We start from the raw sequence: 26,434 nt of genomic DNA on the forward strand, positions 1-26,434 counted from the left end.
TACTTCCTCACGTGCGCTTTGATGTTTACCCTATCCGCTGCTGCAGTTCAGCGTGTTTGTGTCAACTTCAGGTCAGCATCGTCACGCCGAGTGATATCGTAATCCCGCATATCCAGACGGGACAGTTCCCTGGTGAACTGAGTCGCAAAGCCCGGATACATCGTGCCGTTATAGCCATCCTCTGTTAAATACCAGCTGCTGCAACCCGAGTTCCATGTCGTGCGTCGTAACCGCCGCTGAATATTGGAGTGGTACGCGTTTTGGCTATTCTCTTTCACATCCAGGGTATGGACTCCGTTACCTTGGTCGCGCAAGAGCTCGATCGCTTTTACGATGTAATCGATTGCCGCCTCCATATATAGAAGAGCGGAGTTGTGGCCAGGACCGGAATTAGGCCCGAAAGTGAAGAACAAATTCGGATACCCGGCCACACTCACGCTCTTGTAGGCAAATCTCCCCTCAGACCACGCGTCTTCGAGTTTTCGCCCGTCGCGCCCCAGGATCGGAAATGGCGTACCGCGTTTACACACATCGAAGCCTGTCGCGAATACTATGCAGTCCACCTCATGCTCGATGCCGTCGGCGGTTCGAATTCCGTTCGGAGCCAGTGTGGCGATCGGCCAGCTGACGAGTTTGCAGTTATCGGCCTGGAGAGCAGGGTAATAGTCGTTAGTCATAAGCATGCGTTTGCACCCAGGTCTGAACTGCGGTGTTAGCTGACGTCTCAACCAGGTATCCTTCACCTGCCGACGCAGATTCGCCTTCGCGGCCGCTTGGATGACAGATGTGGCAGCGGTATCCCAAACCATGCCCACGGCCATGACCTCATGCGCCCAAAACCACGCACCTCGTAGGGCCTGTTCGGTTGCCGGCATGCGCTTGAAAGTCGAACGCGCCCAGGCCGGATGCCGGAAATTCACCCTCGGTAGGACCCAGCCGGGCGTCCTCTGAAACACCTTGACCGACGCCGCCAACTGGACCAATTCGGGAACGATCTGCACAGCGCTCGCCCCGGTCCCGATAACCGCCACCCTCTTACCGCTCATGTCATAGGAGTGGTCCCACCGAGCACTGTGAATCTTTTTCCCCTCGTACGACTCGATGCCACGAATATCCGGGAAACTGGCGTCAGCAAGTGGTCCGCTAGCCATCACGACTGAACGGCCCCGATACCGCCTGCCGCCGGTCGTGTCGACAACCCACTCTCCGGCATCCTCGTCGAATTCCAGTGCACTCACGTCCGCACCGAAATGAATGAACCTCCCAAGATCGTATTTCGCGACAATCGCGTCGATATAGGCGAGGATCTCTGCGCTCCCCGAGTATGCGCGAGTCCAGCCTGGGTTCGGCTCGAACGAGTAGGAGTACAGCAATGACGGAATGTCGCAGGCGGCGCCGGGGTAAGTGTTGTCACGCCAGGTGCCCCCGACGCGATGTGATCGCTCCAAGATGACAAAGTCGTTAACGCCCGCTTGAAGCATTCTCATCGCCGTACCGATACCCGCGAAGCCGGCGCCGACGATCAAAGTCGTTACCGTGTCCGTCATTTAGCGACCGGTTCATAGGTCAGTTCATCCGTCCATGAAGGCGGTCGCCCGAGTACTTGCACGGGGAAGATGTCGATCGCATTGCCTAAGCGCTGGGAAACGAAGTGAAGGGGTTGGGACCGCTTGATCGAGGAGGACATGTGGGCCTTCAAGATGTGATATCCAGGCACCCTCCGCGTGTGCTCACTGCGGTCCCCGACATTGCCATATCGCGTCACCGCGTTGTACAGCTTCTCTTCGGATAGCCCCATCGCGTTGAGATTCATCAACATGCGCGTGAGAAGCGGTATATACAGCAACGCGCCAGTGAGAATACGGGGGTCCATCACAGCGCCGACCGTTTGGATTGCATGGATTCGCATGGGACTGGCGCCGAGGTCATTCAGGACTTGAAAACCTACTGCAAGGTGCCGCGATTCGTCGCTGTTGACCTTATTGAATACTTCCCCGCAAATTGGGTCGTCGACCTCATCAAGGAGAAATTTCAGCAGGGCCCCGTCCAGCGCGGTCTCCAGTGCGGGAATCGCGGCGCCGATGACAGTCAGAGGAAGAGCCTCAGCGTACCGATCTAGCCACTCGATCACGAGACGGATGTTCTTATTCGGTACAGGCTTTTCGCCTTCCTCGATCATGCCCCAGCGACGCATCAGAGCAAGTTCGGCGTTGGCGTGACGCTGCTCCTCGGCGTGAAAGTAACGGTAAATGTCTCCGAGCGCTTCGAAGGGCGCCTTCGGGGCCATCGCAGCAAAGGCGCGCGCTCCGACATGCTCAATCCACACCACGTCGGACATGAATTGCTTGAGTTTGGGACGCTGTTCGTCGGTGATCAACTCCGCACCAGGGGCGCCCCAATCGATATCGGCGAGAGCCCATTGCTTGTTCTTGATCGTCTCGAGCATGTCGCTATATGCGAACGCCATTTCACTGCTCCCTCTGTTCGGCTGGATCGTTCCATGAGGCCACGCGCTCCACCAGCCCCAACGCCCGCGTAAACTGACCGGGTAAAGCTCTTTTCAGTTGCCACAAAATTTTCGCGTCCAGTTGGGGCACTACATAGATTTGTCCGCGATCGTGCGCGTTCAAGGTCGTTCGAGCCACTTGATCCGGCGAAATGCCGGTCCACCTCATCAGGTTGGTCGCGAGTTTCGCCGCCGACTCCTCAATCTGAGGATTTTTGGCGATGTTCGTCTTGACGAAGGTGGGGCAAAGCACTGTGACATTGACGTTAGTACCGCTCAGTTCGGCCGCCAAGGTCTCGGACAGAGCGAGCACTCCGGCCTTACTCACGTTGTATGCCCCCATTCGGGGCGCCGAGCCGAAACTCGCGGCGGACGCCACATTGATCACTCCGCCACGGCCGTTGCTCCGGAGCCGGGGAACGAAAGTCTCGCACCCGTAGATAACACCCCAAAGGTTGACAGAAATCGCAGCGTTCCAGTCCTCGACCGACGTAGCGCCGATGCGATTGCCGCCCGCACCGATTCCGGCGTTGTTGATCACCAGGCTCGCCGCCTTGCCAAACCAGTCTTCACTGGCATCAGCGAGGTTACGGACCTGCTCAAGGTCGGTGACGTCGCATACGACGTCGAAACCCTCGCCGCCGGCCTGCCTCACCAACTCGGCCGACTCTTTCGCAGTGATGGGGTCTTTGTCCGCACACACAACACGTCCACCTCGGCGTGCAAGCTCAACGGCGAACGCGCGGCCGATACCGCTCCCTGCGCCTGTGACTACTGCGTGGGCGCGGTGGGTTCTACCTGGTGAACTACCGAACGGCAAGAACCTCATCTGCTTGCCTTTCGGATCGCGACACTGATTTCCGGTGCGGGAGACCATTGATTTGGGGGCATCAGCCACCATTGGTGTCGCATGCCACCAGTTTGGTCGTGAGCCCGACGTTTTGTCAAGATGTTTGATGTGCGGTCGAGAAACACGCGCTGGGGTGGTCGGACCGGTGCTGAGCGTCGAGCAGAGCGACGGCAGCAATTGATCGAGGCTGCGACCGAGATTTGGAGTGAGAGCGGTTGGGCCGCAGTGACTATGCGCGGCGTGTGCGCCCGGACAGGGCTCAACGATCGATACTTCTACGAGGACTTCAAGACGCGCGAGGATCTTCTCGTCGCAGCGTGGGATGGCGTTCGCAATGACATGCTCGGCGAGGTTTCCGCGCTCTTCGACGAGCGTGTGGATCGGCCGCCGATCGAAACCATCACCGCGGCGATCGCCATCGTGGTCGACCGGATCGCACGCGATCCTGGCCGGGCGCACATCCTCCTCGCTCAGCATGTAGGTAGCTCACCGCTGCAAGATCGCCGCGCTGTGGCGCTGCAGGAGGCAACGCAGTTGGTCGTCGAGGCAAGCCGGCCACATCTCAGAGAAGACGCCGACGAGACGGCCCTTCGTATGGACACTTTGGTTGCGGTGGGGGGGTTCGTCGAAGTCATCACGGCCTGGCACTCCGGTTTGCTCGCGGTGACCGAAAAGGAAGTGGTCGCGCACACGAGCCGACTGGCTGAAACCTTGGCTCAACGCTACGTCGTCAGCGGCTGAGGCTTAACCTTTCCGTGAGTTTCGAGGCCGACTGCACTTGTCTGTATGACTGTCGCCTTGACCCGCCACCGGGCATCCAATCCGTGACGACAGGCGCGCTGTCGATTGTTTGGAGGAACGACGCAGAAACAGTGTCTTTCTGCGTCGCCCTCCTCACGCACTTTTGCTACCCCGGCTGAGCGATGACCTTCTGTGAGCCGTCTTGGTCGAACAGTTCCTTGCTCCATCGCTCCAGGACCGCGGTGCTGTCCCAATCATCAGGGTGGAAGCCGGGGCGGTTGTACGAACGGAATCGCTGCAGCGCATCGGCGGTGAACATCGGGGTGCGACTGAAGCGACGTAGGCTACGCACCAACGTGACCGGGTTATACGAGGCCTTGTCAGAGGCCATCGACAGCGCAGTCTGCAGAATGAGTTCGCCGAACAGAATTGCAGAGGCGATCCGCATGCCCCGTACGCGGGTGCGCTCGGTGCCTCCAATCAGCCGATAGGCGTCGAAGGCGACGGCTTTGTGCTCCGACTCCTCGAACGCATGCCACAGCAGAATCGGTCGAACCTCTGTCTGTCCGATGAGCTTCTGCGCGTCATCGCTGGTGAGAATGATTTCAGCGAGCGTCGCGGTGTAGTGCTCCAATGCAGAGGTCATCGACAGCCGCATTTCTGGCGAAAAGCGCCGCTCCAATCGCTTGATCAGGCGTGCGACGTGGCGGTCGATCCGCGCGGTCGGATAACCCATGGCCTGGAGCCGTTCGTTGAGGAGCCGATGCTGGTGTCGGTGTGTGGCCTCTTGCCCGATGAAACCCTTGACCGCTGTCAGCAATTGGGGATCGTCGATGGAACTCTGGAAATACTTGACCGAGCGGATGAAGAAGTCTTCCCCTTCCGGGAAGGTCGCAGAAAGCACCGAGATGAAATGGCTCATCACCAGGTCGCCATCCACGAAGTGTCGCCGCTTCGTGGAGGTGGGCATGGGGAAACGAACGCGCCGGGGTTTTGGCAATACACGGCTCTTGGTCGAGGCTCGATCTTCCGGCATCTTGACGGGGTCCTTCCTCCGTTGCGTGATCTGACTTTAGGCCTTGTCACATGAGACTGCCAGAATGTAGGGCATGAGTCCAGCACGTGTTTATGGCGGGCTGTCCGCAACTCAACGCGATGCGCAGCGCCGCGCACTGCTGATTGACGCCGCGGTCGCGCTCATGGGCAAGCAGGGAGCCGCCGCGTGCACCGTGACCGCTGTGTGTACGGAGTCAGGAGTGACGAGCCGGTACTTCTACCAGCAGTTTCGCGACAGAGACGCGCTCCTGCGTGCGATGTTCACCAAGATCTCCACCACCTTCCAAGCCGTGATCACCAAGGCGATACCGGATGACACCGTTGCTCCTCAAGAACTCGCTTACGCTCCGATAAAGGCCCTGGTTCAGATGATCGAGAACGATCCCAGCATGGCCCGCATATTGTTTGTCGAATCGGGCGCTGAACCCCTGCTTCGGCAGCTGCGAAGCGAACTGATGTCCGAATTTGCGGAGCTCGTCCTCAGAGAGGCCCGCCTGCATCTCGATATACCCAGCGAGGTGATTCAGGTCGCAGATCTCGCCGCTACCTACGGTGTCGGGGGCCTGTTCGAGATTCTCCGTCGCTGGATAGACGGACAACTAAACCTATCGACCGAAGTGCTTATCGAGCATTGTGCGGGTTTTCTCGGCAGTCTTGGCCTGTATACCCTCGGCCAGAAACCTGACCCGGCCGCTTCGCACATCCAGGTCGATATCAACTCCCCGGCGGGCCACAACAGATGAGACCGGCGGTATTTTCGCCGACACGCTGCGGCGTCACGCTACCGAAGGCTGGTACACCACGATGTGGTCGAGTACGCGTTTGCTTAGCAAACCCCCTGTCGGCCCCGGTTCAATCCTGAGCAGCCTGCGCCGGTTGAAAAATGAGCAGATTTACGGGTTGAGTCATCCTTCCCAGGGTGGTCGCGCAGTGCAGCGTATTGACGACGCCTTCTGTATGGAGCTAGTGAAGTGATCCAGCGTGACGACGACGAATAACCCGGACGCGGACGCGACCAGCTGGCCGGTGGCTTCCTCGCGCAATTCTGTCCGCACTTCGAGTTTCCGGCCGGTTCTGGACACGAGCTCCGCGCTGACCTCGTAGGGAACCCCCAGCAATACCGGCGCGAAGAACTCGGTGTCGAGCTTACGGGTGACGGCCATCTCACCGACGACGTAGAGCAGCATGCCCACCGTGTCGTCAAGAACCGTCATGACTGCGCCGCCATGTGCGATCCCGGGTGCGCCGCGATGTCGGCCGTCGAAGATATGCCTGGCGCCCACCCCGTCGCCACGCCGACGCGCTCGCAGGCGATGACCGTGCGGATTGTCTGTGCCGCAACCAAGGCACCACGGATGGTGCGCATCGAGGTAGTCGCCGTCGGCGGCGATAACACGATTCTGAAAGTTATGCCACCACGCGATGGCCGAATCTTCTTCCGCTTGCTCGTCGATGACGAAATCCTCCTAAATAGGACCACGCAGTGCATGGACCACCATGCGACTGAAGAACTGCGCCGACGTCGGCTGGGCTGATCGCCCGAAGACAGTATGTAAAGGACTCGTTAGCCCGCCGAGATCATCGCTGCGGTACACCTTCCAGTTCCGTCACTATCAGCCATTTGGTCCTGCCCCGCAATACGCCCTCGACGCTGTCGCCGCATAGCTCGCCCGATAATGCTCGGGGTCGTCGTCGGTGCTATAGGGGTCATACCAAATCCTGTCCCCCACAGCGGTGACGGTCAACCTCGCCTTCTGCACAAGGGTCACGAACGTCACCGACCGCGTTCTGGGCGAAGCGCTGAACATCGTCATGCTGCCAATCGAGAAACCAGTAGTCTTCAGGAAACTCGATTGATTTGAAGTGCCACTCACAGATAGCCTTTCAGATGAGCTTCGATGCCGGTATCGACAGTGCCAACGGATCGACTGGCCGTTTCGAGGGCTTCGACGAGGCGCGTTTCGGCGTCCGGGATCGTCGCGGCGACTTTGGCCGCAGCTAGACTACGACTCCGTAGCGATGTGCCGGCATCCGTGGCTGCGGCCGCAAGCGTAGACCACGCTTTGGAAGCATGTCGGGCCGCGGCAGCCGCTTCGGCAGTGGCGGCGTCATCTAGGAGATCGGCGATGTTCTGGCAACCGTCTGCCTGCAGCGTACGAAAGAGCCCGCCGCCGGTACCGGCTTTCTCGATGAACGCCCCGAGCCCGAACAATGCCGCGGTCAGGGCATCGTCATCGAACAGCGTTGGCCAATGCCCTACGTCATCGGCGAAGTCCTGCACACCCTTCAAACCGGAAGATTCGACTTCAGCTGCCTCGATGCGCAGTAGCGGCGCACCTACGGCACCGCCGCGCATGAACGCTGCGCTCGCGGCGAGTGCAGCGGCCGCGATCGGCCCAAGGTCTGGCACTCGCTCTGGCCAGTCGACGTGATATGTGGTGTGCCGGGTAGGTGTGGGAAACCCGACCGAGGACCGCGCCCGGCGTAGGTCGTCGTAGGCCACCGTCTGGGTTGTCTCGCGGTCATTATCGACCACATAGGCGACCCGTTGTTCGTCATCGTATCCGGTGATGACAATGTCGTGACGGCTCATGTGCAATCGGACGCGCAGGTAAGGAAGTTCGCCGATGTCAGCCCAGACCATGACGGGTCGACCTTTGTCGATTTCGTCGGTCACAAATGCCCATCCCACGTCCGGGTCATCGGTCGATCGCACGACGAACTTTGCGCCAACCCGGGAGAGGTAATCCTGTTCCAGGTCGCTTCCTCGTCCTACCAGGTACACCTGGGGGAACAACTGCGTAGAGCGGACGTACGAGAAGTCCAAGACTCCGCCGAGGGTGAAGACCAATCCTTCACTGAGTGCTTCTGTCCCCCATCCGAGTTGGGCCCATTCAGTAAGGTCACGAAGCGCACCGGAACCACAGTGCCCTCCCCTCCTATGGGGATAGGGAACTTGAATCCTCGTCATCGCCGCTTCCTTCCTTGTCAGTAGCACTGTTGAGACTCGTCAAAAGCTACGTTTCATCACGGCTTCCCGGCTGACAGTAGGTGCCAACACCAACACGCGTGACCGCAGCCAACCTCAGCCGCGCATCTCGACAGCCTATGGCGATGGGGCACATTGACTTTCGATCGCTAGTCCTGCATCAACACGTCAACGGTAAGAGCCACAGACGCGCAGCACTCAACCGTTGTACTCAGCTCGCTTGCTCCCGTGGTCGCGCTCCCGCGCTTCGGCTGCTTTATCAGAATCGGATGAGTCCTCGGATGTTGCGGCCCGATCGCATATCCGCGTAGCCTTCGTTGATCTGATCGAGGGTGTACTCACGGGTGATCAGCTCATCCAGCTTGAGGTGTCCGGCGTTGTAGAGCTCGACGAGCCGCGGGATGTCGTGGGCGGCGTTCGAAGAACCGTACAGAGCGCCGCGGATCTGCTTTTCATACAGCGTCAATTCCAGCAGTGAACCCGACATCGAGGTGTCTTCGGGGTGCCCGATCGCGGTAACGACCACACGGCCGCGTTTACCGACCAAGGACAGCGCCTCGCCGATGTAGGACCCTTCGGCGACATCGGTGGTCAAGACGCAGACATCGGCGAGTTTGCCGCGGGTGATGTCACTGATCAGTGACCAGGCCTCGTCGATCGTGGCAACGGCATGCGTCGCACCGAAACCGCCGGCTTGTTCACGCTTGAACGCCACCGGATCGACAGCCACGATGTTCAACGCGCCCGCGATGCGGGCACCCTGAATCGCATTCATGCCGATGCCACCGGCTCCGATCACCGCCACGGTATCCCCGGCACGCACCTCACCGGTGCGCACCGCCGACCCGTACCCGGTCGTCACACCACACCCGATCAACGCCGCCTTGTCCAGCGGTGTCCCCTGGTCGATTTTGACCAGAGACGCCTTGGGGACCACGGTGTATTCCGAGAACGTGCCCAGCAGGCACATCTGGCCGACGTCCTCACCCCTGGCATGGAAACGGTAAGTGCCGTCGATCTGGGGTCCCATCATGAGCGCGGCACCCAAGTCGCACATGTTCCCCATCCCCCGCGCGCAATAGGAACAGTGCCCGCACGACGGCAGGAACGTCAGGATCACCGAATCGCCCTCGGCGACGTTCTCGACACCCGCACCCACTTCGACCACGGTGCCGGCACCCTCGTGGCCACCGACGACGGGCAGCGGAATGGGCAGGTCGCCGGTCACGAGGTGTTCGTCGGAATGGCACAACCCGGTCGCGGTCAGCTGGACGAGCACTTCATCGGGGCCGGGAGGATCCAACTCGATGTCCTCGACTTCCCACTTTTCTCCTAGGCCCCACAGCACTGCAGCACGTGTCTTCATGTGTGTCTCCTTAACGTCAGTGTTTCGGTCGCAGTGGATTGATGATTCACGCCAGCGTCTCGATGATGAGGTCACCGTCGGCGAACTGGCGGCGCAGCTTCTTCTTGTCGAACTTGCCAGTGGAAGTCAGCGGAATGTCGGTGACGAACGCCCACCGTTCCGGTAGCCACCACTTGGCCACCCGCGCACGCAGAAATTCGGTCAGCTCCGCCGCGGTGGCGGTGCGGTCGGCAGCCAGGACGACCACCGCCAGCGGCCGTTCCTGCCACTTGTCGTCGGGCACTCCAATCACCGTGGCGGTGCGCACCGCAGGGTGAGCGGCCAACTCGTTCTCCAATTCCACCGAGGAGATCCATTCGCCCCCGGACTTGATGACATCCTTGGAGCGGTCGGTCAGCGCGATGAGCGCGTCCGCGCTGATCGTCCCGACGTCCCCGGTACGCAACCACCCGTCCGGCGACGCCGCCGGACTGTCATTCTCGTAATACGACTGAGTGATCCACGGGCCGCGGACTTGAATCTCCCCCACCGATTTTCCGTCCCACGGTTGTTCTGCACCGCTGTCATCGACGATGCGGGCCTGCACACCGGCCACCACCCGGCCTTGGGTTGCGCGCAGGTGAAGCGACCTCTCCGGGGTATCAGAACTCCGCGGCAGAGCGACCGAGGCCAGCGGGGAAGTCTCAGTCATCCCCCAAGCCTGCACAATGCGGATGCCCAGCTCGTCATAGGCGGTCATCAACGACCGCGGAACCGCCGAACCACCGCAGGCCACCATCTTCAGCGAACTCACGTCATGGCCAGGATTGTCGCGCAAGTAATGCAGAACATCGGTCCAGATTGTCGGCACCGCCCCCGCCATCGTCGGCCGCACCGCCTCGATCATCTCCACCAAAGGCCCCGCCTGCAGGAAACGGTCAGGCAGCAGAAGCTGCGCGCCGGCCATCATCGCCGCATACGGCAACCCCCACGCGTTGGCGTGGAACATCGGAACGATCGCCAACACCGTGTCGTCATGACCGATGCCCAAGGCATTCGAGGTGCACGCCGCCTGAGAGTGCAACCACGTCGAACGATGGCTGTAGACAACACCTTTCGGGTGCCCGGTGGTACCGCTCGTATAGCACATCGCTGCAGCCGACCGCTCATCGACATCGGGCCACTCGAACGTACTCGACTGGGCGGCCACCACATCGTCGTACCGTAGGACGTCCTTTCCGCACCCCTCGACCGCGGCAAGATCGCCGGTTCCGGTCACTAGCACCGTGCGCACCGAGGTCATCGACGGCAACGCCGCCGCCAAAAGGGCAAGCACCGTACTGTCGACGATGATCACCCGATCCTCGGCATGATTGGCGATCCACGTCAGCTGTTCCGGCGGCAGCCGCAGGTTCAACGTATGCAGCACCGCGCCCATCGACGGCACCGCCGCGTAACAGTCCAGATGCTCCTGGTTGCTCCATTGCAGCGTCGCGACACGCTCATCTCCACGGATGCCGATCTGGCGCAAAGCATTTGCCAACCGTGCCGCACGCTCACCCACCTCGCGATAGGACACCCCAGAGATCTGCCGGGGTCCGCGCGCAGTCAGCACCTCGCGATCGCCATGGACTGCCGAAGCATGGGCCACGATCGCGGGCACAGTCAACGCAACGTCCTGCATCGTGCTCCTCATCGCACACCCGCCCTACAGCCCGCGGTGAGGCGAGGGTCACGCATCGATGAGGTCCTGCCGATTCTGGCTCTCCAGCATCAACCGGTACTCGGGGAACAGGTTCTTGGCCTGCGGGATCAACTTGATCAACTTCGGCACCGGACCTTTCGCACGTACCGTTCCCTTGGCCATCGCCATCGTCAAGTTCACCTTCCCCAACCAGAACTTGTTCCCCGTGTCTGCCGACATGAACAACTCCACGTTGGGCACCGCGGTACTGGCCGCTCCGGTCTCCACCACCTTGTTCGGCATGTCCACCGTCACAACCGCATCCGGATCTGTGTAATGCACCCGCAACACCACACCCGAATTCGCGAGCTTGTCCGCCAGACCCTCCTTCTCCAAACCCCGCCGAAAGATCCCGCCCAGGAAGGCATAGACCTCGTCCTCGTCCCTAAATACCGCCACCGTCAACCTCAACTAACCTCATTGTCAGAACAGAACAGAACAGAACAGGCACCGACTTCTGACGCTGCTCCTCCGGAAAGAATCGTCATGCTCGTTGGGAAACCCCACTAGGTCCTGATGCGCTGCGCCAAGGCGACCGCCGGGCAGCCGCTAGCGTTCCTTTGCCAGCGGGGCTGGATGGCAATTGTCACTGAAGTACCTCTCCAAGACACGCGTCGCATCCGCCGTCGTCGTTCCCACCGCCTACGCACCGCCGGCACCTCAGTCCGAGCCGGCGAGCACCAGTTCGGCCCGTTCGACGGCGACTTGCTGCGTGATGACCCGCTTGCTGAACATGAAGTCGCGGGGACGGTTGATGCAGTCGGCGGCAAGAAGCTCGCCGGCACGGAGGTAGAAGCAGGTGAAGTCGCGCTCCCGGGTCGGGTCGCCGCTGAGGACGACCTCGTCGTACCCGGTGTTGAGACCGGCGATCTGGAGCTTGAGGTCGTATTGATCTGACCAGAACCATGGAAGGGCCGCTATCTTCTTGGACTTCCCACAGACGGTCGCGGCGGCGACCTTGGCCTGCTCGGCCGCGCTCGGCACGGACTCCAGGCGGATGCGACGGCCGTAACGGGCCATGTCGTGGCTGGCGCAGTCCCCGGCGGCCACGATGTCGGGGTCGCTAGTCCGGGCCTGATCGTCGATCACGACGCCGTTGTCGACGACCAGGCCCGCGGTGGCGGCGAGCTCGGTGTTCGGCTCCACGCCGATGCCGACAATGACGAGGTCGGCGGGAATTGATTCGCCACCGGCCAGGATTACTTCGCGGACCCTGCCGTCGCCGGACAGAGCCTCGACCAGCGTGCCCGTCCGGATGTTGACGCCCTCCTCCCGGTGGATCCGGTCGAAGAACTCCGATACCTCCGGGGCGGTGACCCGTTCAAGGACGCGCCCGGTCGCCTCGAGCAGGGTGACCTCCAGACCCAGTGCACGCAACGAGGCGGCTGTCTCCAGTCCGATGTAGCCGCCGCCGACGATCACCGCCCGACGCCCGGGGCCGGCGGCCTCTCGGATCATCTCGCCGTCCGCGGCGGTGCGTAGGTAGAAGACTCCGGCCAGGTCCGCTCCCGGGGTGGGGAGCCGACGAGGCCGGGCGCCAGTGCACAGCGCGAGCTTGTCGTAGGGCAGTGCGTCGCCGGTACTCAGCACGACATGACCAGCCGAGCGGTCGACCGCCGCCACCGTCGCATCCAGGAGTCGGATCCGCTGCTTGGCGTAGAAATCCGAGTTGCGGATCGCGAGTTCGGCCAGTTCGCATTTGTCGGCCAGGTACGACTTGGACAGCGGGGGCCGCTGGTAGGGCAACGCCGACTCATCGCCGACGAGGACGATTTCGCCGTCCCACCCTTCTCGGCGAAGACTGGCGGCGAGCTGGGTGCCCGCGTGGCTGGCCCCCGCGATGACCGCTCGCTGCACGGTCATGCGCCACCTTTCGGGGTGAGGCGGACCATCAGCTTACTGATCCCCCTCACGAAGTTGGACTGCACGTACTCGGGCTCACCGACGACCTCGATGTTCTCGAACCGCGGAAGCAGCTCCTCCCACAGGATCCGCAACTGCATCTCGGCCAGCCGGTTACCCATACAGCGGTGCACGCCGAAACCGAAGGAGATGTGGTTACGGGCGTTGGCCCGATCGATAATCAGGTCATCGGGCCGATCGAACACGCGCTCGTCGCGGTTGCCCGAGGCGTACCACATCAGGACCTTGTCGCCCTTGCGGATGAACTGCCCGTTGAGCACAGTGTCGGCCTTGGCGATCCGGCGCATATGCGCGAGCGGGGTTTGCCACCGGATGATCTCCGAGACCATGTTGGGGATCAGCTCGGGGTTCGCCTTCAGCTTCTCAAACTGGTCAGGGAACTCGTTCAGCGCCAGAACACCACCGCTCATGGAATTGCGGGTCGTATCGTTGCCACCCACGATCAGCAATACCAAGTTGCCCAAGAACTCCATCGGGCGATCGATCAGGTCCTTGGTGCTCTCGTCGCTCTGCAACATGGTGATCAGATCGAAGCCGGGCAGCTCTCCGGCAGCTGTCCGGGCTGCCTTGTCCCGCCAGTGAGCGCTGAGACCTCTAGCCATATCGACCATGCCGCGAAATATCTCGTCGTTGTCCGAGGGCCCACCGTTGGCTTGCTCCATGGAGGTGGCGAGATCGGACCATTGGACGAGCTTGCGCCGCTGCTCGAACGGGAAGTCCAGCAGCGTGGCCAGCATGCGCGCGGTTAGCTCGATCGAGACGTGCTGCACCCAGTTGAACGGTTCGCCAAGCGGCAGAGCGTCGAGCACGTCTACCACCCGCTCGCGGATGAGGCCCTCCATCTCACGCAGGTTCTTCGGTGCGACCACACCCTGGACAGCCTGCCGTTGCCGGTCGTGTTTTGGGGGGTCCATCGCGATGAACATCGCAATGTCGAGGAAGCGCGGCGGGCTCCCGATGACGATGAACGGCTCGGAGGAGAAGACCTCGTGGTTCTTGTCGACGGCCACGATGTCGGCATGCCGCGTCACCGACCAGAACGGGCCGAACGCGCTGTGGGCCTGATAGTGCACGGGAGCCTCGTTGCGTAGGCGCTCGTAATAGGACTTCCAGCGACCCTGACGATAGAGGAAAGGATTGCTAAGGTCGATGTCGGTCAGTTCAACCTCGTCAGCCGGCGGGATCGGTCGCTCGATGAAGATTTTTTCACCGTTGGTGCCGGTGACCCAGCGCCGCGTTCTGTCGTAGAGGTGGGCGCCCTGGATTATTCGGTCCATCGGAATTGTTGCCTGAGCCTTGGCAGTGACTGCCTCGCGAATATTGCTCACGTCTCACCTCTCTTTCGTCATCACAGTTGGAACTCGGGCAGATGGACGATCAAACCGTCCCACGCCTCAGAGACCTGCATCTGGCAGGACAGCCGGGAGGTCGGCTGACGCTCGGGGTTCATCGCGAGCATCTCCTCTTCATTGGCCCCGGAGAGGCCGACCCGATCGGACCATTGCGGATCGACGATCACATGGCAGGTGCCGCACGCGGCTTCGCCTCCGCAGTCGCCGTCGATGCCGGGCACCGCATTGTTGGTCGCGACCCGCATCAGTGACTGACCTTCCTCGAGAGGCGCCTCATACTTCTCGCCGCCGTGGGAGACAAATGTGACAACTGCCATAGCCAGGCTCCTTGCGTGTCCTCAGTTACTTGACACAAGTCTTGCGCCAGATGAGCGCTGCGGCTATGTTCGCCGGAGTCAGAAACTTGTGATTTCGGCTCAAAGGGGCCATGGTCAGTGAACCCCAATGACGCGGGTGTGCCCCCACTCGCATTCGTGCAAATGCTCGAGAGCCCGGCGTTTGACCCAGACGCCGTCGCGCGGCTTCGCAACATCATGGCTCGCGAAGGAACCGACGAGGCGACGCTGATTCAGCGTGATATCCAGGCCCCGTTACGGTGGTTTCGTGAGGCGTACCCCGGTCTAGACATCGATCAGGCAACGCTGCTCGGATTTGCGTTAGCCGAACAGGCACAGTTGACGTCCTTCGGCCCGCTGAGTGTTCCGCTGGTCAGCGCGGGCTCAGTGGCCGAGATCGTAGAGCTGCTGACTTATCTGCCGTTGATCACGACGGCTGTCAAAGCACAGTTTCATCCAGATGACCAAGGCCTCACCGTCGGGCTCTGGGGACACACCAGCGATCGTGCCCTGGACTGCCTCGCCGTCACGTACGCCGGGTTGGCGTTGTTGCGACTGCTGGACATGCTCGTCCGTGCGGCGCCGACCCTCACACTCCACTTGAGTTGGCCAGCGCCCGCCGCCTTGAAAGATCGCGAGGACGACCTTACCGCCGGGCGCCTGTTCTTCGACGCTCCGATGTCCTTCCTCCATGTTCCCGCGGACACGCTCAACGAGGTGTGCCGGTTCTCCGATCCCGTCGCATACCGACTCGCCATCGTCGATCTGCAGCGAACTCTCGACCAGCGGAGCGAAACCACGTCGTTCTCGGAGAAGGTGAGACGGCTGCTGCAGAAGGAGCCCGGACGCCGAAGTAAACATTGGTTCGCACATGAGCTGTCGATGTCCACCAGCACACTCAAGCGGCGCCTCTCCGAAGAGGAGACCACCTTTCGCGAGTTGCGCCAAGCATTCCTGCGCGAGCGCGCGATGCTGCAGCTACTCGACCGATCCCTATCGGTGAGTGAGATCGCCACGGATCTCGGATACAGCGACCTCGCCAACTTCTCACACGCCTTCAAGCGATGGACCGGCCGCTCTCCGAGCGAGTTTCGGCTCTCACCACATTGAGCTGTCCCGGCGGGTCCGGAGATCCCGACCTTTGCGGCGTCTTTCTGCAGCGTCGCCTCTCCCCGGGTGTTCGATGAAGGCCCGAGCCTGCGCGCCGGGCAGCAGATTCACCCGGTCACACAAGCCGGCCAGATGCTCGGCCAGCACCGAATCCAATTGGCGGGCATAACCGAAAGTGAACTCCCGCAACAGCGTTCCCATCGTTGACGGGGGATACACCCGGCGGAAAAAGGGTTTTTATGCCGCCAGCGCGGACCAGGTCGACATCATCGATGTAATCCGCGCCCGCGTACATGCTCGCGATCAGGGTGGCCAGTTTCGGAGCCGGATTGGCCGACCTCGACTTGACCCTGGGAGCTGCGATGTGAATCTTGTTGGCCAACAACTCCGATAGGCCTGCCTGCTCAGCCAGCGCCATCACCGGCACCAGGCCCGCGCACGACACCAGATGTCCTCATCGAACACATCGGACCGCGGGGTGAACGTGTGGGACACTCGCGCCGGAAGTGCCGTTCTCGAACTGGACCGATTGTTGCCTGAACAATATCAATCTTCCCAGCTCAGAACGCACTTTCCTTATCCCGACACCCCGACAAACAGTCCATTGTCAGTGGATCGAGGCTAAGACCGCTCAAGTCACAGCTATCTATAGCCAACGCCGAGGTAGCGGAGCGCCACCCGCGAGATCCGCGCACCCGTGGTGGCGATGTCCGCGGAGGGAAGGACGACGTGACTCACGGTGAGCCGCACCAGAACGTCTGCGACCTCCTCGACGTCTTCGGAGTCGAGATCGGCGAAGTGGTCGTGAAACCACGCGACCAAAGCCGCGGAGGAGAGCTGGAGCAGGGACGCCGATGTCGGCAGGAGAGGAAGAACGCCCGTCGTCGGCGCACCGGCGCGATCATCCCCTGAGTGGCTGGACGTCAGCACCGACTTCAGGAGCGGACTGGCTTCTGCTTCACGCAGGGTGAACCGCACCGCTGCGGTGATGCCGCCCTGAACGTCGCCGGTGTGTTCGGCGAGGATGGCGTGGATACCCTCCAGGAAGCGCTGACCCTCGGCCACCACGAGCGCGTCACCAAGTCCCTGCTTATCGCCGAACTCCTTGTATAGCGTCGGTCGGGAGACGCCGACAAGTTCGGCGACCTCACTCACTCGGACTTGTTCCCAGCCCTTCTCAATGGTGAGTTCCCGTGTCGCCCTCAAGACCTGCTCGCGGATATGTCGGCGAAACGACATCCGCGCCGAATCAGTTGGCATACGAGCAGAATAGGTGGCGAACTGGGATCTCCCGCGCAGCCCGACGACTGGCGTCAAACGGTACGGTCGAGAAAGTCGACGACCGCCGTCGAGAATGCGTCGTTGTTGTCGCCAGCAACCATGTGGCCCGCGCCCGACACGTCAACGGTTTGCGCGTGGGGAACCAAGGTGAGGAAATCCTTCACTGTCTCTTCGGAGACTATGTCCGACAGCAGGCCGCGGACCAGCAGCGCCGGCGCGGACACCTGTCGCGCGCCATCGACAAGGAATGCGCTCATCATCTCGAACTCCTCTGCGCCGTCGTCTGAATCACTCTGCAGGAACTGAAAATTCGACGTCGCAAACGCCGGATCCCATCGCCAGGCCCAGCGACCGTCTCCACGTCGGCGGAGGACTTTTTGAAGGCCGTCGACGTTTTCGGGGCGAGGGCGGTGCGGGTTGTAGGCGGCGATCACGTCAGCGGCCGACTCTAGGCTGTCGAAACCTTCGGGATGGGCCGACATGAACGATAGGACTCGGCGGGCGCCGTGCATCTGCATTCGCGGAGTGATGTCAACCAGGACGACGGCCTGCCATAGCTCCGATGGGGCGAGCAAGTGCGTGCCGAGGATGGTCAAACCGCCCAACGATGCCCCGATCGCGGCAACTGGGCGGGCGGAGCCGGCGTACGCGCGCACGGCCAACAGGTCGGACCCCAGCCGTTCGATGTCATAGCGTCCGTCTGGATCCCAGTCGCTGTCACCATGTCCCCTTGCGTCGTAGGCGGCAACGGTGTAGCCCCGCTGATGCAATCGTTGGGCGGTGACATCCCAGGCGTGCCGGCTCTGACCACCGCCGTGAAGGAGCAACACGACCGCCCGCGGTCCGTCACAGCGGTAGAAGTCGACCGCCAGCGAGAGCCCATCCACCGTGGGCACGCGCTCGACGACAGGAGCGGACGAATCATGTGCTCTGTTTGCAGACATCAAGAGATGGCCTTCGGTGCGACGACGGTGACGGTGCCCTGCGCCGCACACACCGCTCTGCCGTCGTTGCAGATGTCGATACGTGCCACACCGCTGGTTCTGCCCAGCGAGATGATCTCAGCCGTGGCTACACAGGTTCCGCTGGAGACTGGACGAAGCAAATTCAGTTTGAACTCCGTCGTCGCGACCCAGGATCCCATCGGAATCACGGGATAAAACACCACTCCAAGGCAATGGTCGACCATGGCCGACAAGCAGCCGCCATGCAAGTTGCCGAAAGGCGTCTTCAGGTCGTCGCGTGCGTCCATCTCCGCGACGAGCCGTCCAGCAGTGAATTCAGTGTGCCGGAAGCCGAGGTAACCGGCCAGCCCGCCCGTGGTTTCTGCTGCGCTCTGCAGTTGTTCAGCGACCTGCTGGTTGAACGCGGTGAACTGCACAGACATGTCCGGCCTCCTACCTCAGCTGTGGTTGAGACATTACGCCTTGTCTGTCACATCGGTCGACAATGGTCGCTCGCCAGGATTGCGGGAAGGAGAAACCTTGAAAGAAATGTCCGGAGCCCGTCACGACTGCGCTCCCGCGGTCCTCGAACAGTCAGCAGGCTCAGTATCGTGCGGAGAACCCACTCGGCGGCGTCGTCGACGGAGACGCCCGGTTCTACGTAACTCCAGTGTCTCCTGAAGATGGGACGGAGAAACTCGGTGACGAGTTCGAAGAGTGACGTCGAGGTCCCCGCCGCGAGGCCAACGCCGGCGAGTTCCTCGTCGCTGCCGAACAACAATCCGATGATCTCTTCGCGGCGCGCGGCCTCAACTGTGTATTCCACGAAATCGACGAGAGCGGAGCCCAGATCGGTGTGCTCCGCGATCCGGGGGTTGATGCGATCGAGATAGCGCTCGGCGGCGCGAATGATGACGCCCGACATCACCGCCTCCCGATTAGGGAAGTAGCGATACACCGTTGCCCTGGAGACACCCGCTGTTCTGCCGATGTCCTCCATGGTCGTGCCTACCACGCCGCAACTCTCTAGGCACCGCTCGGCAGCATCTAGCAATCGGTCGCGAGCGGAATCACGATCTGACGGCGCGGCGGCACCCCATCGCACCAACTTCGTCGACACAACAGCCAGTATGCCGCGGGCGCACACCATTGTGGCTTGACTGCAGATATGACACCATCGCATTCGTGTCTCACAACAGCCCGTGGCCCTGAGCGAGTGATCGATTGTCGGTAGAAGCGCGTACTCCGGTGGCGGTCGGCGTAGGCGAAGTCACCCATCGCGGGGACGACGTCGTCACCGGCCTCGGTTGGTATTCGACGAAACATTCGGTCGGTGTGTGGTCGGCCACCCCTCCACCAACCGGGTGGCGACTGATCGACACGGCAGACGAACAAACTCCGATCGATTCATCGCGGCTGGCCGTCGCAGGCGTCGACGAGGCGACCGGTCGCGCGACAGTGGACGGGTACACGGTCGAATACGACCGAGACGGGCGACCTCGATGGACACCGACCATCGCGCACCTGTCCGACGGGCGAAGAGTCGTCGCACGCAGCGACGATCCGCAGATTGCCGAGGCGATGGCGGGCGAGATGTACGTTGGCAGAACGGTTTGCCTCCGAAACACAGGGTCGTCCACGGGATTCGAGCTTCCATGATCGCCGAGGCCATGGTGTTGACCGGACCGCGGAATCTGGAGCGGCGCCAGATGACCATCCCCGACGTCGGTGACCGCGGTGCGATCCTGCGAGTTGAAGCATGTGGTCTATGCGGTACAGATCACGAACAATTCACCGGACACCTGCCTGCCGGCTTCTCATTCGTTCCAGGTCACGAAATCGTCGGCATCGTCGAACATGTCGGCAATGCGGCCAGCGAACGCTGGTGCGTCCGGGCCGGCCAGCGCGTGGCCGTCGAGGTGTTCCGGTCCTGCCGAGACTGCCCGGAGTGTCGCCGCGGCGAATACCGGCGATGTGCGGTGAACGGCATCGCCACCATGTTCGGGTTCGTCGACGTGGAGATCGGCGCCGGGTTATGGGGCGGATACGCCACCCATGTGGAGCTTCCGTGGGACGCGATGCTACTCCCGATTGCCGAAGACATGGACCCCGTTCTCGCCACGTTGTTCAACCCTCTCGGGGCCGGTATCCAATGGGGGAAAACTCTTCCCGACACCAAGGCGGGGGGTATCGTAGCGATACTGGGACCGGGCATCCGCGGGATCTGCGCGGCGGTGGCGGCGAAAGAGGCGGGAGCCGCTTTCGTCGCGATGACCGGCATCGGTCCACGCGACGATCAGCGACTGGCCATAGCCAGATCATTCGGTGTCGACCTGCCCATCGACGTATCGCAGGACGATGCAGTGACAGCGCTCCAGCGTGAGACAGGCGGACAGCTTGCCGACGTGGTCATCGATGTCACCGCCAAAGCACCCTCCGCGTTCGCCGACGCCGTCGCCCTTGCCAGGCCTGGCGGCAGGGTCGTGGTTGCTGGCACCCGCGGCGGAGGCGGCGCGCCCGGCTTTGAACCAGACACGCTGGTGTATAAGGAATTACACATCGCCGGTGCACTCGGCGTGGAGTATCCCGCCTACCGGGCAGCCCTCGAGATTCTGGCCACGCGCCGCTGGCCGTTCGACCGGATCACAAGAGAATCAACCGGATTCGCTGGTCTCGCGCCGCTGCTCAGTTCGCTTGCAGATGAAAATGCCAAATCGAGTGCGGCCCTGCACAACGTCTTCGTGCCCACGCCCTCACAGCATGCGGAGCTTCAACAGAGGAAGGTCACACGTGACGAGAACGGAACGCGTACCGATGCTCGACCTTGAGCAGGCCCGGCTGCGGGCTGCCGAGTGTGGGCTGCCCGCAGAGATGGCAGAACTGTCAGTATTTCGCGTGGCACTTCACCAGCCGAGCCTCGCAGTGGCCCTGTACGGAATGCTTGAGGCGCTGCTATTTAACGGTGTGCTCGACGCCCGGCTACGCGAATTGATCATCATGCGCATCGGCTGGGTAACGGGGTCGGTATATGAGTGGACACAGCATTGGCGAATCGCGACGCTGCTCGGTGTGGCTTCGGATGACCTTCTGGCGGTGCGTGACTGGCAGAGTTCCAATCGTCTGGGCCATGCCGAGCGTGCGGTCCTGGCGGCGACCGATGATGTGGTACGTGACGGGGTCATTGCCGAGGAAAACTGGGCCGCGTGCCACAAGGCATTCAATGGCGATCACGCGGTTTTGGTCGAACTTGTCGGAGCGATCGCCAATTGGCGGCTCTTTTCGATCCTGCTTCGATCCTTGAATATTCCGCTTGAGTCGGGTACCGACTCCTGGCCGCCCGATGGGCGAGCCCCTCGACGTGACGATTGAGTAAAAACGGTTGTTCAGCAATCGCACCCAAGTTGAAGCTCGGTTACCCCTTATGTTCCTAGTCAGTTGTGGGCTATTGAATTTCAAACGGGTAGTTGTGATTTCGGTCTCTTAGCCACGGTCTCGGGGTAATGCCACCAACTGGACATGTGGAGCCAACTGTTCTGGGACGCCTACACCAGCTTGAAGCACGCTCCGTCATACGAATACGATCCAAGGGATGTCGAGGTTCTTCGCGACTCAGGCCAACTGTTACTACTGGGAGAGTCGTTCAATCGGGTCGCTGGCAACAGAACGCCAATGAAGGCGATCGTCGGCAGTCACCGCACACAGCACCTCACGCAGAGAATTCAAGAGCCCGCTGCTGCAAGCTAGACCCGGCGTCCGACACCGAGGCGCTGCCGTCTTCATACAGCTGACCACGAACGCCAGCCGCGCCGAAGTCCCACCGGGGACGGCAAACACCTTCCGCCGCAACACCTTCGGATGCAGCTTGGACGGAAGGCCACCAGCCACCATAATATCGACCGTCTCGGCGTCGCCAGCACCGCGGACGAATCGGTGTACCGGCCCGTTGCCACCTCGCCTCCGGCTTGCGCGGGTCAATCTCTCAGGTCGTCGTTGCCACACTCAGAAGTGACATGTACAAATCACGGTTCAGCGAGTGTACAGTTCACGGTGTGGAGGTATCCGTGACCGAGTTGCGCGCGCACCTTAGCGATTGGCTCGATCGAGTTCGGGCTGGTGATGAGGTCGTCATCACCGACCGCGGGATTCCGGTCGCGCGACTCGCTGCGCTGGACAGCGCAGGCACCTTGGAGCGTCTCACGGCCGAAGGCGTGATTGCCAGGGCCACCGCGCAGCGGCCCGTCGCTGCGGGACGGTCCCGGCCCCGACCGCGGCGGCCGGTGTCTGACCAGGTCAGCGACCAGCGGCGCTGACCGGTGCCGCTCGTCTACTTCGACGCCAGCGCCTTCGTTAAACTTCTCACCACCGAGACAGGAAGCTCGCTGGCATCCGCGCTGTGGGACGGCTGCGACGCCGCATTGTCCAGCCGCCTGGCCTACCCCGAAGTCCGCGCCGCACTCGCTGCAGCAGCCCGCAATCACGACCTAACCGAATCCGAGCTCGCCGACGCCGAGCGTGACTGGGAGGACTTCTGGGCCGCCACCCGCCCAATCGAACTCACCGCCACGGTTGAACAGCACGCCGGCCGCCTCGCCCGCGCCCATGCCTTGCGCGAAGCCGACGCTGTCCATCTGGCCAGCGCGTTGGCAGTCGGCGAACCCGGCCTGATCGTCGCCGTTTGGGACCGACGCCTGCACGCCGGAGCCCAAGCCGCCGGGTGCCGACTCGCCCCCGCCCAACTCGACCCCTAATCCGACCGCTCGACGTCAGAGGTGGGTCGACCCCGGCATGGATGACGATCAGGTACCGATTCGCCAGGTCAGAACCCGTGTCGTAAGTGGCCAAGTCCCCCCTCGGACACCCGACTGAGGCGAGCGAAATGAACGCTCGCGTTCATTTCTGAGCCGATGGAGGGTGTTGAGCGGCGAAGCCGCGATCACACGACCGGCGACACGACTTAGGTCGGCCGTGGCCGTAACTTGTCGCAGGTACGCATCGTAGTCAAGACGCAGGCCCAAATTTACGTACACCTCTGCTCGCTCGCCCGGTGTCGCCGCGTCGAGGACTGCAGAGAGCCCACCCAATTCCTTCACCAGTTCTTTGATCTGCGCTGCAGACATGACTTGCGGCTGCTCAGTTCGTTCAAGCTTTGCCTTGAGTTCGTCACGTTCTGCGGTGCGGCGAAGCAATGCATCCTTCAGTTCCTCGACGGCAACACCCGACTCCACCGCCGCGACCAGAGCGGCGATTTTGCGGTTTACCTCACCGAGTTCGCGCTGCAGAGCCGCATACCCAGCGTTGCGGGCTGAGTCCACGTCCTGCCCACGCGCGAGGGACACCGGATCAGCGAGACTGGCGATCCATGGGTCAAGCTGCTCAGTCACCTCGTCTTCACGCAGGTAGACGGTGCGCGGGTGATCGCCGAGTTCGGTGGGCACCGAGCGTGATTTACCCAACTCACAGCGGTACAGAATGCGTGGTGTTTGCTTTGAGGAGCGGTCAGCACCTTGCATTCGCCGACCACATATGGCACAGAACAACAACCCGCGCAGCGCGTCCGGCACACGCGATTTCCTGTTGGATGCCAGGCTGGGTCCACGGCGAGCCCGCGTCCGAAGACGAGCGGCTTCTTCTACGATCCGGTCACCCTCGACTCGAGCTGGTGCGGACCGCGCCAACGACCTGACGAAGCGATTTCCAGCCGAATCTGACAGTTCTGGCGCGGAGGCAAGCGCATCCGCGTGTTTACCTATACCCCCCTAGAGTATAGGCTGGATCCTATGCCTGCGCGTACAAAGCGGGAACGACGAGACAATTAAAGGATCAGCGATGCATTCGCACGACGACGAAGTGAAATTCATGGCCGACATCAAAAACGCCGCGCCGGAGATGGTCTCGGCGTTCTTTGCCTTCGACAAGGCTGTGTTCAGTAAGAACAGTGGCAACCTGGACCTGGCCACCAGGGAGCTGATCGCAGTCGGCGTCGCCGTCACCACACAGTGTCCGTTCTGCATCGAGGACCACGCCAAGCGCGCCGTCAAAGCTGGCGCCTCCAAGGCTGATGTTGCCGAAGCAGTCATGGTGGCCGCCGCCTTGCGTGCCGGTGGCGGCGTAACCCACGGCTGGAAGGCGATGAGGAGCATCGCCGAAGGTGAGTAGTAGCCTGGCTCGTGCCGGTCGCTGGCGGTCCTCGACACGTAACGGCAGCCACCCAAAATTGTCCGAACCAGAGCCGGGGTAGACAGCACCGCGGGCGATCCGCGAATGCCCCTATGAGCAATTCCATTGCATGGCATGTGATTACGCCCGAAGCTAGACCAGCGATCCGCTCCAGCAGAACAGTCCGTCCTGCGGTAAGCAACCCGCGCATATCAAGCTTGACACCCGCGTCGACAACATCGACACGCTCGCCCACCCAGCCTCGGTTGGGTCGATGAGCATTTACTGCCAAATCATTTCCCACCCGGTGTGGCGCGCCGGCACGTCGGACCTGAGAGCTGGGGTTCAGGCTAGGGACATCACCATTCCGACCTCGCTGGGGAAGATGCCCCGGATATGCCACTCACCGGCACAAAAAGCGCGTAGCTACCCGAACAAAAAAACTCGCGCTGGACTGCACCCCGACCCAGGGAGGTCGTTTGCAACCCCGAAACCCTTAGGCGAGGGCGAGGAAGAGTTTCTCCAACTCGGCTTCCGTCATCGGCTTGGCTCCGTCGGCACCGACACCGCTGATGCATTCCCGCAGTCCGGTCGCCACGATCTTGAAGCCGGCCCGGTCCAGTGCCCGCGATACCGCGGCGAGCTGGGTGACGACGTCCTTGCAGTCGCGACCATTCTCGATCATGGAGATCACGCCTGCCAGTTGTCCTTGCGCACGACGCAGACGGTTCAACACAGCGGTCGGGAATGCTGAGCGTGACGACGCCCGTGCTGGCCCCTACTTCACAGTTAACCGTCTTGCGCAGCGCCGAAGTCCCACCGGGGACGGCAAACACCTTCCGCTGCAACACCTTCGGATGAACCTTGGACGCAAGGCGATCAGCCACCATGACGTCGACCGTCTCGGCGTCACTAGCACCGCGGACAAATCAGTGTACCGGCCCGCGGCCGAGAGGTTCACGCAGGCGATAGCCGAGGCGTTCCAACTCATGCCGAGCGCCACCGAATGTCGCCGCACCGGTCTCGATGTGCAGGATCATGTTCACATCCCGCGTGGCGCGGGTGAGTGGCATCCCCGCCCGCACGGCGTGCAGCTGCACCATCAATCCGCCCACCAGCGTCCACTGCGTGCAGGGGACGGCGTGGGCGATCTCGAAGAGCTGCGGCCACGGCGACGGCCATTCGCCCGCTGGAGCATTCACCTGCCAGGTCGATTCTCGGCCTGCGGACTCATCCGTGCCGTCGTCCGGACACGCGCCGACCGGTGTCCCCGGAACGTAACCGGTAGAGCAGATCCTCCAGGACAGCGATCCCCGCAGCAGACTCACGGGTGTCCAGCGACTCGGCCAAGTCGACCGCCACCGTGGCCGTCACGACGTGGTCGACGGCGTAGCCGGCATCCTCAGGCACCACCCGCACGATCACGCCACCGCCGACGTCGTCGACCAGCCCGGCCGCGGAGACCACGTCGGCCACATCGCGGGCACGAACATAACCATCGACTCCCGCATCGACAGCCGTGAGATCGAACAGCGCCGACATCGCCTCATCGTGCAAGGCGCTGACTCCCGAGGCCAGCAGCCCGATGTCGGTGCCCCACCCACGCATCCGACGCACCGCGGCGCGGCGACGCGTCATCCAACACAACTGCGACGCGCTGGTAGCCCGCAGCCGGTGCCGCAGCCGCGACAACGCCGAAGCCTCCAGCCAGTCCACCTGCTCACCGGAGAGCAACGCGAGTGCAGCCCACGCCGTGGCCGGCGTCCAGGGGCGCCCGTTGTGGCGGACCTGGTTTGCCAGCCGATGCACCGACGCACCATCCAACAACAACGCACCGCCGACTGTCCGCGTCACCGTCAACTCCCCCGCCCGGGCGAGCCGCGCGACCTGCCGCGCCGAGACGCCCAGAATCTCCGCGCCGGCCACAGCCGTCATCTCGCTCATGCATATATCGTCGCTTGTAAGACATATTTACGCAATACCTGCAGATCAAAAGCGTGACTATGGCTATCGTTTGTTCGGTCAAGGACTAAGTCGAAAAGTCTCAACTCGTGTCGCAGGTGGACAACTCCCCCCTCGGACACACGACTGAGGCGAGCGAA

General features: G+C 62.0%; 28 protein-coding genes and 3 pseudogenes. 10 read left to right on the top strand and 21 right to left on the bottom strand.

Annotated features, from left to right (window positions below):
* Positions 1–47: 47 nt before the first annotated feature.
* From ACZYZ9_RS01400 to ACZYZ9_RS01410, 3 genes are read right to left on the bottom strand one after another with little or no spacing between them, the layout of a single operon-like run.
* Entirely contained in the window at positions 48–1,547 is a 1,500-nt protein-coding gene (locus ACZYZ9_RS01400; RefSeq protein WP_012394816.1) for a flavin-containing monooxygenase, read from the bottom strand.
* Positions 1,544–2,467, bottom strand: coding sequence for a hypothetical protein (locus tag ACZYZ9_RS01405; protein WP_012394817.1), 924 nt, complete (start codon positions 2,465–2,467; stop codon positions 1,544–1,546). The genes ACZYZ9_RS01400 and ACZYZ9_RS01405 overlap by 4 nt, the downstream gene beginning before the upstream one ends.
* Before the next feature lies 1 nt (position 2,468).
* Positions 2,469–3,335 carry an SDR family NAD(P)-dependent oxidoreductase gene (locus ACZYZ9_RS01410; RefSeq protein WP_012394818.1) on the bottom strand — a complete coding sequence of 289 codons (867 nt, stop codon included), beginning with the start codon at positions 3,333–3,335 and terminating at the stop codon, positions 2,469–2,471.
* A gap of 129 nt (positions 3,336–3,464) precedes the next feature.
* Between ACZYZ9_RS01410 and ACZYZ9_RS01415 the strand changes: the two genes are divergently transcribed.
* Positions 3,465–4,097, top strand: a complete 633-nt coding sequence (locus ACZYZ9_RS01415) for a TetR/AcrR family transcriptional regulator (protein ID WP_074319847.1) — start codon at positions 3,465–3,467, stop codon at positions 4,095–4,097.
* A gap of 166 nt (positions 4,098–4,263) precedes the next feature.
* Here the strand turns inward: ACZYZ9_RS01415 and ACZYZ9_RS01420 are convergent, their stop codons facing one another.
* Positions 4,264–5,133: a metal-dependent hydrolase gene (locus tag ACZYZ9_RS01420; RefSeq protein WP_012394820.1), complete on the bottom strand. Its 870-nt coding sequence runs from the start codon at positions 5,131–5,133 to the stop codon at positions 4,264–4,266.
* Between the two features lie 73 nt (positions 5,134–5,206).
* Between ACZYZ9_RS01420 and ACZYZ9_RS01425 the strand changes: the two genes are divergently transcribed.
* Positions 5,207–5,896, top strand: coding sequence for a TetR/AcrR family transcriptional regulator (locus ACZYZ9_RS01425; RefSeq protein ID WP_012394821.1), 690 nt, complete (start codon positions 5,207–5,209; stop codon positions 5,894–5,896).
* Between the two features lie 162 nt (positions 5,897–6,058).
* Here the strand turns inward: ACZYZ9_RS01425 and ACZYZ9_RS01430 are convergent, their stop codons facing one another.
* The gene (locus tag ACZYZ9_RS01430; RefSeq protein ID WP_016889187.1) at positions 6,059–6,436 is read right to left on the bottom strand and encodes a PaaI family thioesterase; all 378 of its coding nucleotides are present in this window, start codon (positions 6,434–6,436) and stop codon (positions 6,059–6,061) included.
* Between ACZYZ9_RS01430 and ACZYZ9_RS01435 the strand changes: the two genes are divergently transcribed.
* On the top strand, positions 6,404–6,688 hold the full coding sequence (locus ACZYZ9_RS01435) for a hypothetical protein (protein ID WP_012394823.1): 285 nt from the start codon (positions 6,404–6,406) through the stop codon (positions 6,686–6,688). The genes ACZYZ9_RS01430 and ACZYZ9_RS01435 overlap by 33 nt on opposite strands.
* 335 nt (positions 6,689–7,023) lie before the next feature.
* On the opposite strand, the gene ACZYZ9_RS01440 is transcribed toward ACZYZ9_RS01435, so the two are convergent.
* The 7 genes from ACZYZ9_RS01440 to ACZYZ9_RS01470 all read right to left on the bottom strand — a co-directional run bounded on the left by ACZYZ9_RS01440 (position 7,024) and on the right by ACZYZ9_RS01470 (position 14,823).
* Positions 7,024–8,124, bottom strand: a complete 1,101-nt coding sequence (locus tag ACZYZ9_RS01440; protein WP_042789224.1) for a BtrH N-terminal domain-containing protein — start codon at positions 8,122–8,124, stop codon at positions 7,024–7,026.
* Between the two features lie 277 nt (positions 8,125–8,401).
* On the bottom strand, positions 8,402–9,508 hold the full coding sequence (locus ACZYZ9_RS01445; RefSeq protein ID WP_012394825.1) for an NDMA-dependent alcohol dehydrogenase: 1,107 nt from the start codon (positions 9,506–9,508) through the stop codon (positions 8,402–8,404).
* 46 nt (positions 9,509–9,554) lie between these two features.
* Entirely contained in the window at positions 9,555–11,171 is a 1,617-nt protein-coding gene (locus ACZYZ9_RS01450; RefSeq protein ID WP_016889190.1) for a fatty acid--CoA ligase, read from the bottom strand.
* A gap of 48 nt (positions 11,172–11,219) precedes the next feature.
* Positions 11,220–11,630, bottom strand: coding sequence for an SCP2 sterol-binding domain-containing protein (locus ACZYZ9_RS01455; RefSeq protein WP_016889191.1), 411 nt, complete (start codon positions 11,628–11,630; stop codon positions 11,220–11,222).
* A gap of 261 nt (positions 11,631–11,891) precedes the next feature.
* On the bottom strand, positions 11,892–13,094 hold the full coding sequence (locus ACZYZ9_RS01460) for an NAD(P)/FAD-dependent oxidoreductase (RefSeq protein WP_012394828.1): 1,203 nt from the start codon (positions 13,092–13,094) through the stop codon (positions 11,892–11,894).
* Positions 13,091–14,431, bottom strand: coding sequence for a cytochrome P450 (locus tag ACZYZ9_RS01465; RefSeq protein WP_046188902.1), 1,341 nt, complete (start codon positions 14,429–14,431; stop codon positions 13,091–13,093). Before ACZYZ9_RS01465 ends, ACZYZ9_RS01460 begins: the two co-directional genes overlap by 4 nt.
* A 71-nt stretch (positions 14,432–14,502) precedes the next feature.
* A complete protein-coding gene (locus ACZYZ9_RS01470) occupies positions 14,503–14,823 on the bottom strand; it encodes a 2Fe-2S iron-sulfur cluster-binding protein (protein WP_012394830.1) in 321 nt (106 codons plus the stop codon).
* Between the two features lie 162 nt (positions 14,824–14,985).
* Here ACZYZ9_RS01470 and ACZYZ9_RS01475 point away from each other — a divergent pair, with 162 nt between their 5' ends.
* Entirely contained in the window at positions 14,986–15,951 is a 966-nt protein-coding gene (locus ACZYZ9_RS01475) for a helix-turn-helix transcriptional regulator (RefSeq protein WP_046188922.1), read from the top strand.
* Positions 15,952–16,020: 69 nt separating this feature from the next.
* Here ACZYZ9_RS01475 and ACZYZ9_RS01480 read toward each other — a convergent pair.
* The 5 genes and pseudogenes from ACZYZ9_RS01480 to ACZYZ9_RS01500 form a co-directional block, all read right to left on the bottom strand.
* A pseudogene (locus ACZYZ9_RS01480) lies at positions 16,021–16,446 on the bottom strand (IS1380 family transposase); the annotation flags it as partial.
* 147 nt (positions 16,447–16,593) lie between these two features.
* Positions 16,594–17,172: a TetR/AcrR family transcriptional regulator gene (locus ACZYZ9_RS01485; protein ID WP_172827193.1), complete on the bottom strand. Its 579-nt coding sequence runs from the start codon at positions 17,170–17,172 to the stop codon at positions 16,594–16,596.
* 92 nt (positions 17,173–17,264) lie between these two features.
* On the bottom strand, positions 17,265–18,176 hold the full coding sequence (locus ACZYZ9_RS01490) for an alpha/beta fold hydrolase (RefSeq protein ID WP_012394833.1): 912 nt from the start codon (positions 18,174–18,176) through the stop codon (positions 17,265–17,267).
* Complete coding sequence (locus ACZYZ9_RS01495) at positions 18,176–18,613, bottom strand: PaaI family thioesterase (protein WP_041325313.1); 438 nt, start codon at positions 18,611–18,613, stop codon at positions 18,176–18,178. The genes ACZYZ9_RS01490 and ACZYZ9_RS01495 overlap by 1 nt, the downstream gene beginning before the upstream one ends.
* 53 nt (positions 18,614–18,666) lie before the next feature.
* The gene (locus ACZYZ9_RS01500) at positions 18,667–19,191 is read right to left on the bottom strand and encodes a TetR/AcrR family transcriptional regulator (RefSeq protein ID WP_008256180.1); all 525 of its coding nucleotides are present in this window, start codon (positions 19,189–19,191) and stop codon (positions 18,667–18,669) included.
* A 275-nt stretch (positions 19,192–19,466) separates the two neighbouring features.
* Here ACZYZ9_RS01500 and ACZYZ9_RS01505 point away from each other — a divergent pair.
* From ACZYZ9_RS01505 to ACZYZ9_RS01525, 5 genes and pseudogenes are all read left to right on the top strand, one after another.
* Positions 19,467–19,835 (top strand): annotated as a pseudogene (locus ACZYZ9_RS01505) (hypothetical protein); the annotation flags it as partial.
* A complete protein-coding gene (locus ACZYZ9_RS01510; protein WP_012394837.1) occupies positions 19,832–21,004 on the top strand; it encodes a zinc-dependent alcohol dehydrogenase in 1,173 nt (390 codons plus the stop codon). The pseudogene ACZYZ9_RS01505 and the gene ACZYZ9_RS01510, both read left to right, overlap by 4 nt.
* Positions 20,967–21,545: a carboxymuconolactone decarboxylase family protein gene (locus ACZYZ9_RS01515; RefSeq protein ID WP_012394838.1), complete on the top strand. Its 579-nt coding sequence runs from the start codon at positions 20,967–20,969 to the stop codon at positions 21,543–21,545. The genes ACZYZ9_RS01510 and ACZYZ9_RS01515 overlap by 38 nt, the downstream gene beginning before the upstream one ends.
* 486 nt (positions 21,546–22,031) lie before the next feature.
* A pseudogene (locus ACZYZ9_RS01520) lies at positions 22,032–22,486 on the top strand (type II toxin-antitoxin system Phd/YefM family antitoxin).
* A gap of 3 nt (positions 22,487–22,489) precedes the next feature.
* Positions 22,490–22,924 carry a type II toxin-antitoxin system VapC family toxin gene (locus tag ACZYZ9_RS01525; RefSeq protein ID WP_012394840.1) on the top strand — a complete coding sequence of 145 codons (435 nt, stop codon included), beginning with the start codon at positions 22,490–22,492 and terminating at the stop codon, positions 22,922–22,924.
* Between the two features lie 48 nt (positions 22,925–22,972).
* On the opposite strand, the gene ACZYZ9_RS01530 is transcribed toward ACZYZ9_RS01525, so the two are convergent.
* On the bottom strand, positions 22,973–23,737 hold the full coding sequence (locus ACZYZ9_RS01530) for a recombinase zinc ribbon domain-containing protein (RefSeq protein WP_463824437.1): 765 nt from the start codon (positions 23,735–23,737) through the stop codon (positions 22,973–22,975).
* Between the two features lie 265 nt (positions 23,738–24,002).
* Here ACZYZ9_RS01530 and ACZYZ9_RS01535 point away from each other — a divergent pair, with 265 nt between their 5' ends.
* Positions 24,003–24,332, top strand: coding sequence for a carboxymuconolactone decarboxylase family protein (locus ACZYZ9_RS01535; protein WP_463824438.1), 330 nt, complete (start codon positions 24,003–24,005; stop codon positions 24,330–24,332).
* A gap of 496 nt (positions 24,333–24,828) precedes the next feature.
* Here ACZYZ9_RS01535 and ACZYZ9_RS01540 read toward each other — a convergent pair whose 3' ends face one another.
* From ACZYZ9_RS01540 to ACZYZ9_RS01550, 3 genes are all read right to left on the bottom strand, one after another.
* Positions 24,829–25,068 (bottom strand): metal-sensitive transcriptional regulator, encoded by a 240-nt coding sequence (locus ACZYZ9_RS01540; RefSeq protein ID WP_463824439.1) that lies wholly within the window; start codon positions 25,066–25,068, stop codon positions 24,829–24,831.
* Positions 25,069–25,261: 193 nt separating this feature from the next.
* Complete coding sequence (locus ACZYZ9_RS01545) at positions 25,262–25,534, bottom strand: hypothetical protein (protein WP_463824440.1); 273 nt, start codon at positions 25,532–25,534, stop codon at positions 25,262–25,264.
* 28 nt (positions 25,535–25,562) lie between these two features.
* Positions 25,563–26,276, bottom strand: coding sequence for a MerR family transcriptional regulator (locus ACZYZ9_RS01550; RefSeq protein WP_463824441.1), 714 nt, complete (start codon positions 26,274–26,276; stop codon positions 25,563–25,565).
* Positions 26,277–26,434 lie beyond the last annotated feature (158 nt).

The sequence above is a fragment of the Mycobacterium sp. IDUB_28 genome (assembly GCF_055419285.1).

Bases quoted from the DNA above. Each gene is read 5' to 3' on its own strand.
- ACZYZ9_RS01445 (WP_012394825.1), bottom strand. From the start codon at position 9,508: ATGAAGACACGTGCTGCAGTGCTGTGGGGCCTAGGAGAAAAGTGGGAA.
- ACZYZ9_RS01535 (WP_463824438.1), top strand. From the start codon at position 24,003: ATGCATTCGCACGACGACGAAGTGAAATTCATGGCCGACATCAAAAAC.
- ACZYZ9_RS01435 (WP_012394823.1), top strand. From the start codon at position 6,404: ATGTCGGCCGTCGAAGATATGCCTGGCGCCCACCCCGTCGCCACGCCG.
- ACZYZ9_RS01475 (WP_046188922.1), top strand. From the start codon at position 14,986: ATGCTCGAGAGCCCGGCGTTTGACCCAGACGCCGTCGCGCGGCTTCGC.
- ACZYZ9_RS01400 (WP_012394816.1), bottom strand. From the start codon at position 1,547: ATGACGGACACGGTAACGACTTTGATCGTCGGCGCCGGCTTCGCGGGT.
- ACZYZ9_RS01425 (WP_012394821.1), top strand. From the start codon at position 5,207: ATGAGTCCAGCACGTGTTTATGGCGGGCTGTCCGCAACTCAACGCGAT.
- ACZYZ9_RS01460 (WP_012394828.1), bottom strand. From the start codon at position 13,094: ATGACCGTGCAGCGAGCGGTCATCGCGGGGGCCAGCCACGCGGGCACC.
- ACZYZ9_RS01420 (WP_012394820.1), bottom strand. From the start codon at position 5,133: ATGCCGGAAGATCGAGCCTCGACCAAGAGCCGTGTATTGCCAAAACCC.
- ACZYZ9_RS01405 (WP_012394817.1), bottom strand. From the start codon at position 2,467: ATGGCGTTCGCATATAGCGACATGCTCGAGACGATCAAGAACAAGCAA.
- ACZYZ9_RS01550 (WP_463824441.1), bottom strand. From the start codon at position 26,276: ATGAGCGAGATGACGGCTGTGGCCGGCGCGGAGATTCTGGGCGTCTCG.
- ACZYZ9_RS01510 (WP_012394837.1), top strand. From the start codon at position 19,832: ATGATCGCCGAGGCCATGGTGTTGACCGGACCGCGGAATCTGGAGCGG.
- ACZYZ9_RS01465 (WP_046188902.1), bottom strand. From the start codon at position 14,431: ATGGACCGAATAATCCAGGGCGCCCACCTCTACGACAGAACGCGGCGC.
- ACZYZ9_RS01440 (WP_042789224.1), bottom strand. From the start codon at position 8,124: ATGACGAGGATTCAAGTTCCCTATCCCCATAGGAGGGGAGGGCACTGT.
- ACZYZ9_RS01450 (WP_016889190.1), bottom strand. From the start codon at position 11,171: ATGCAGGACGTTGCGTTGACTGTGCCCGCGATCGTGGCCCATGCTTCG.
- ACZYZ9_RS01490 (WP_012394833.1), bottom strand. From the start codon at position 18,176: ATGTCTGCAAACAGAGCACATGATTCGTCCGCTCCTGTCGTCGAGCGC.
- ACZYZ9_RS01410 (WP_012394818.1), bottom strand. From the start codon at position 3,335: ATGAGGTTCTTGCCGTTCGGTAGTTCACCAGGTAGAACCCACCGCGCC.
- ACZYZ9_RS01470 (WP_012394830.1), bottom strand. From the start codon at position 14,823: ATGGCAGTTGTCACATTTGTCTCCCACGGCGGCGAGAAGTATGAGGCG.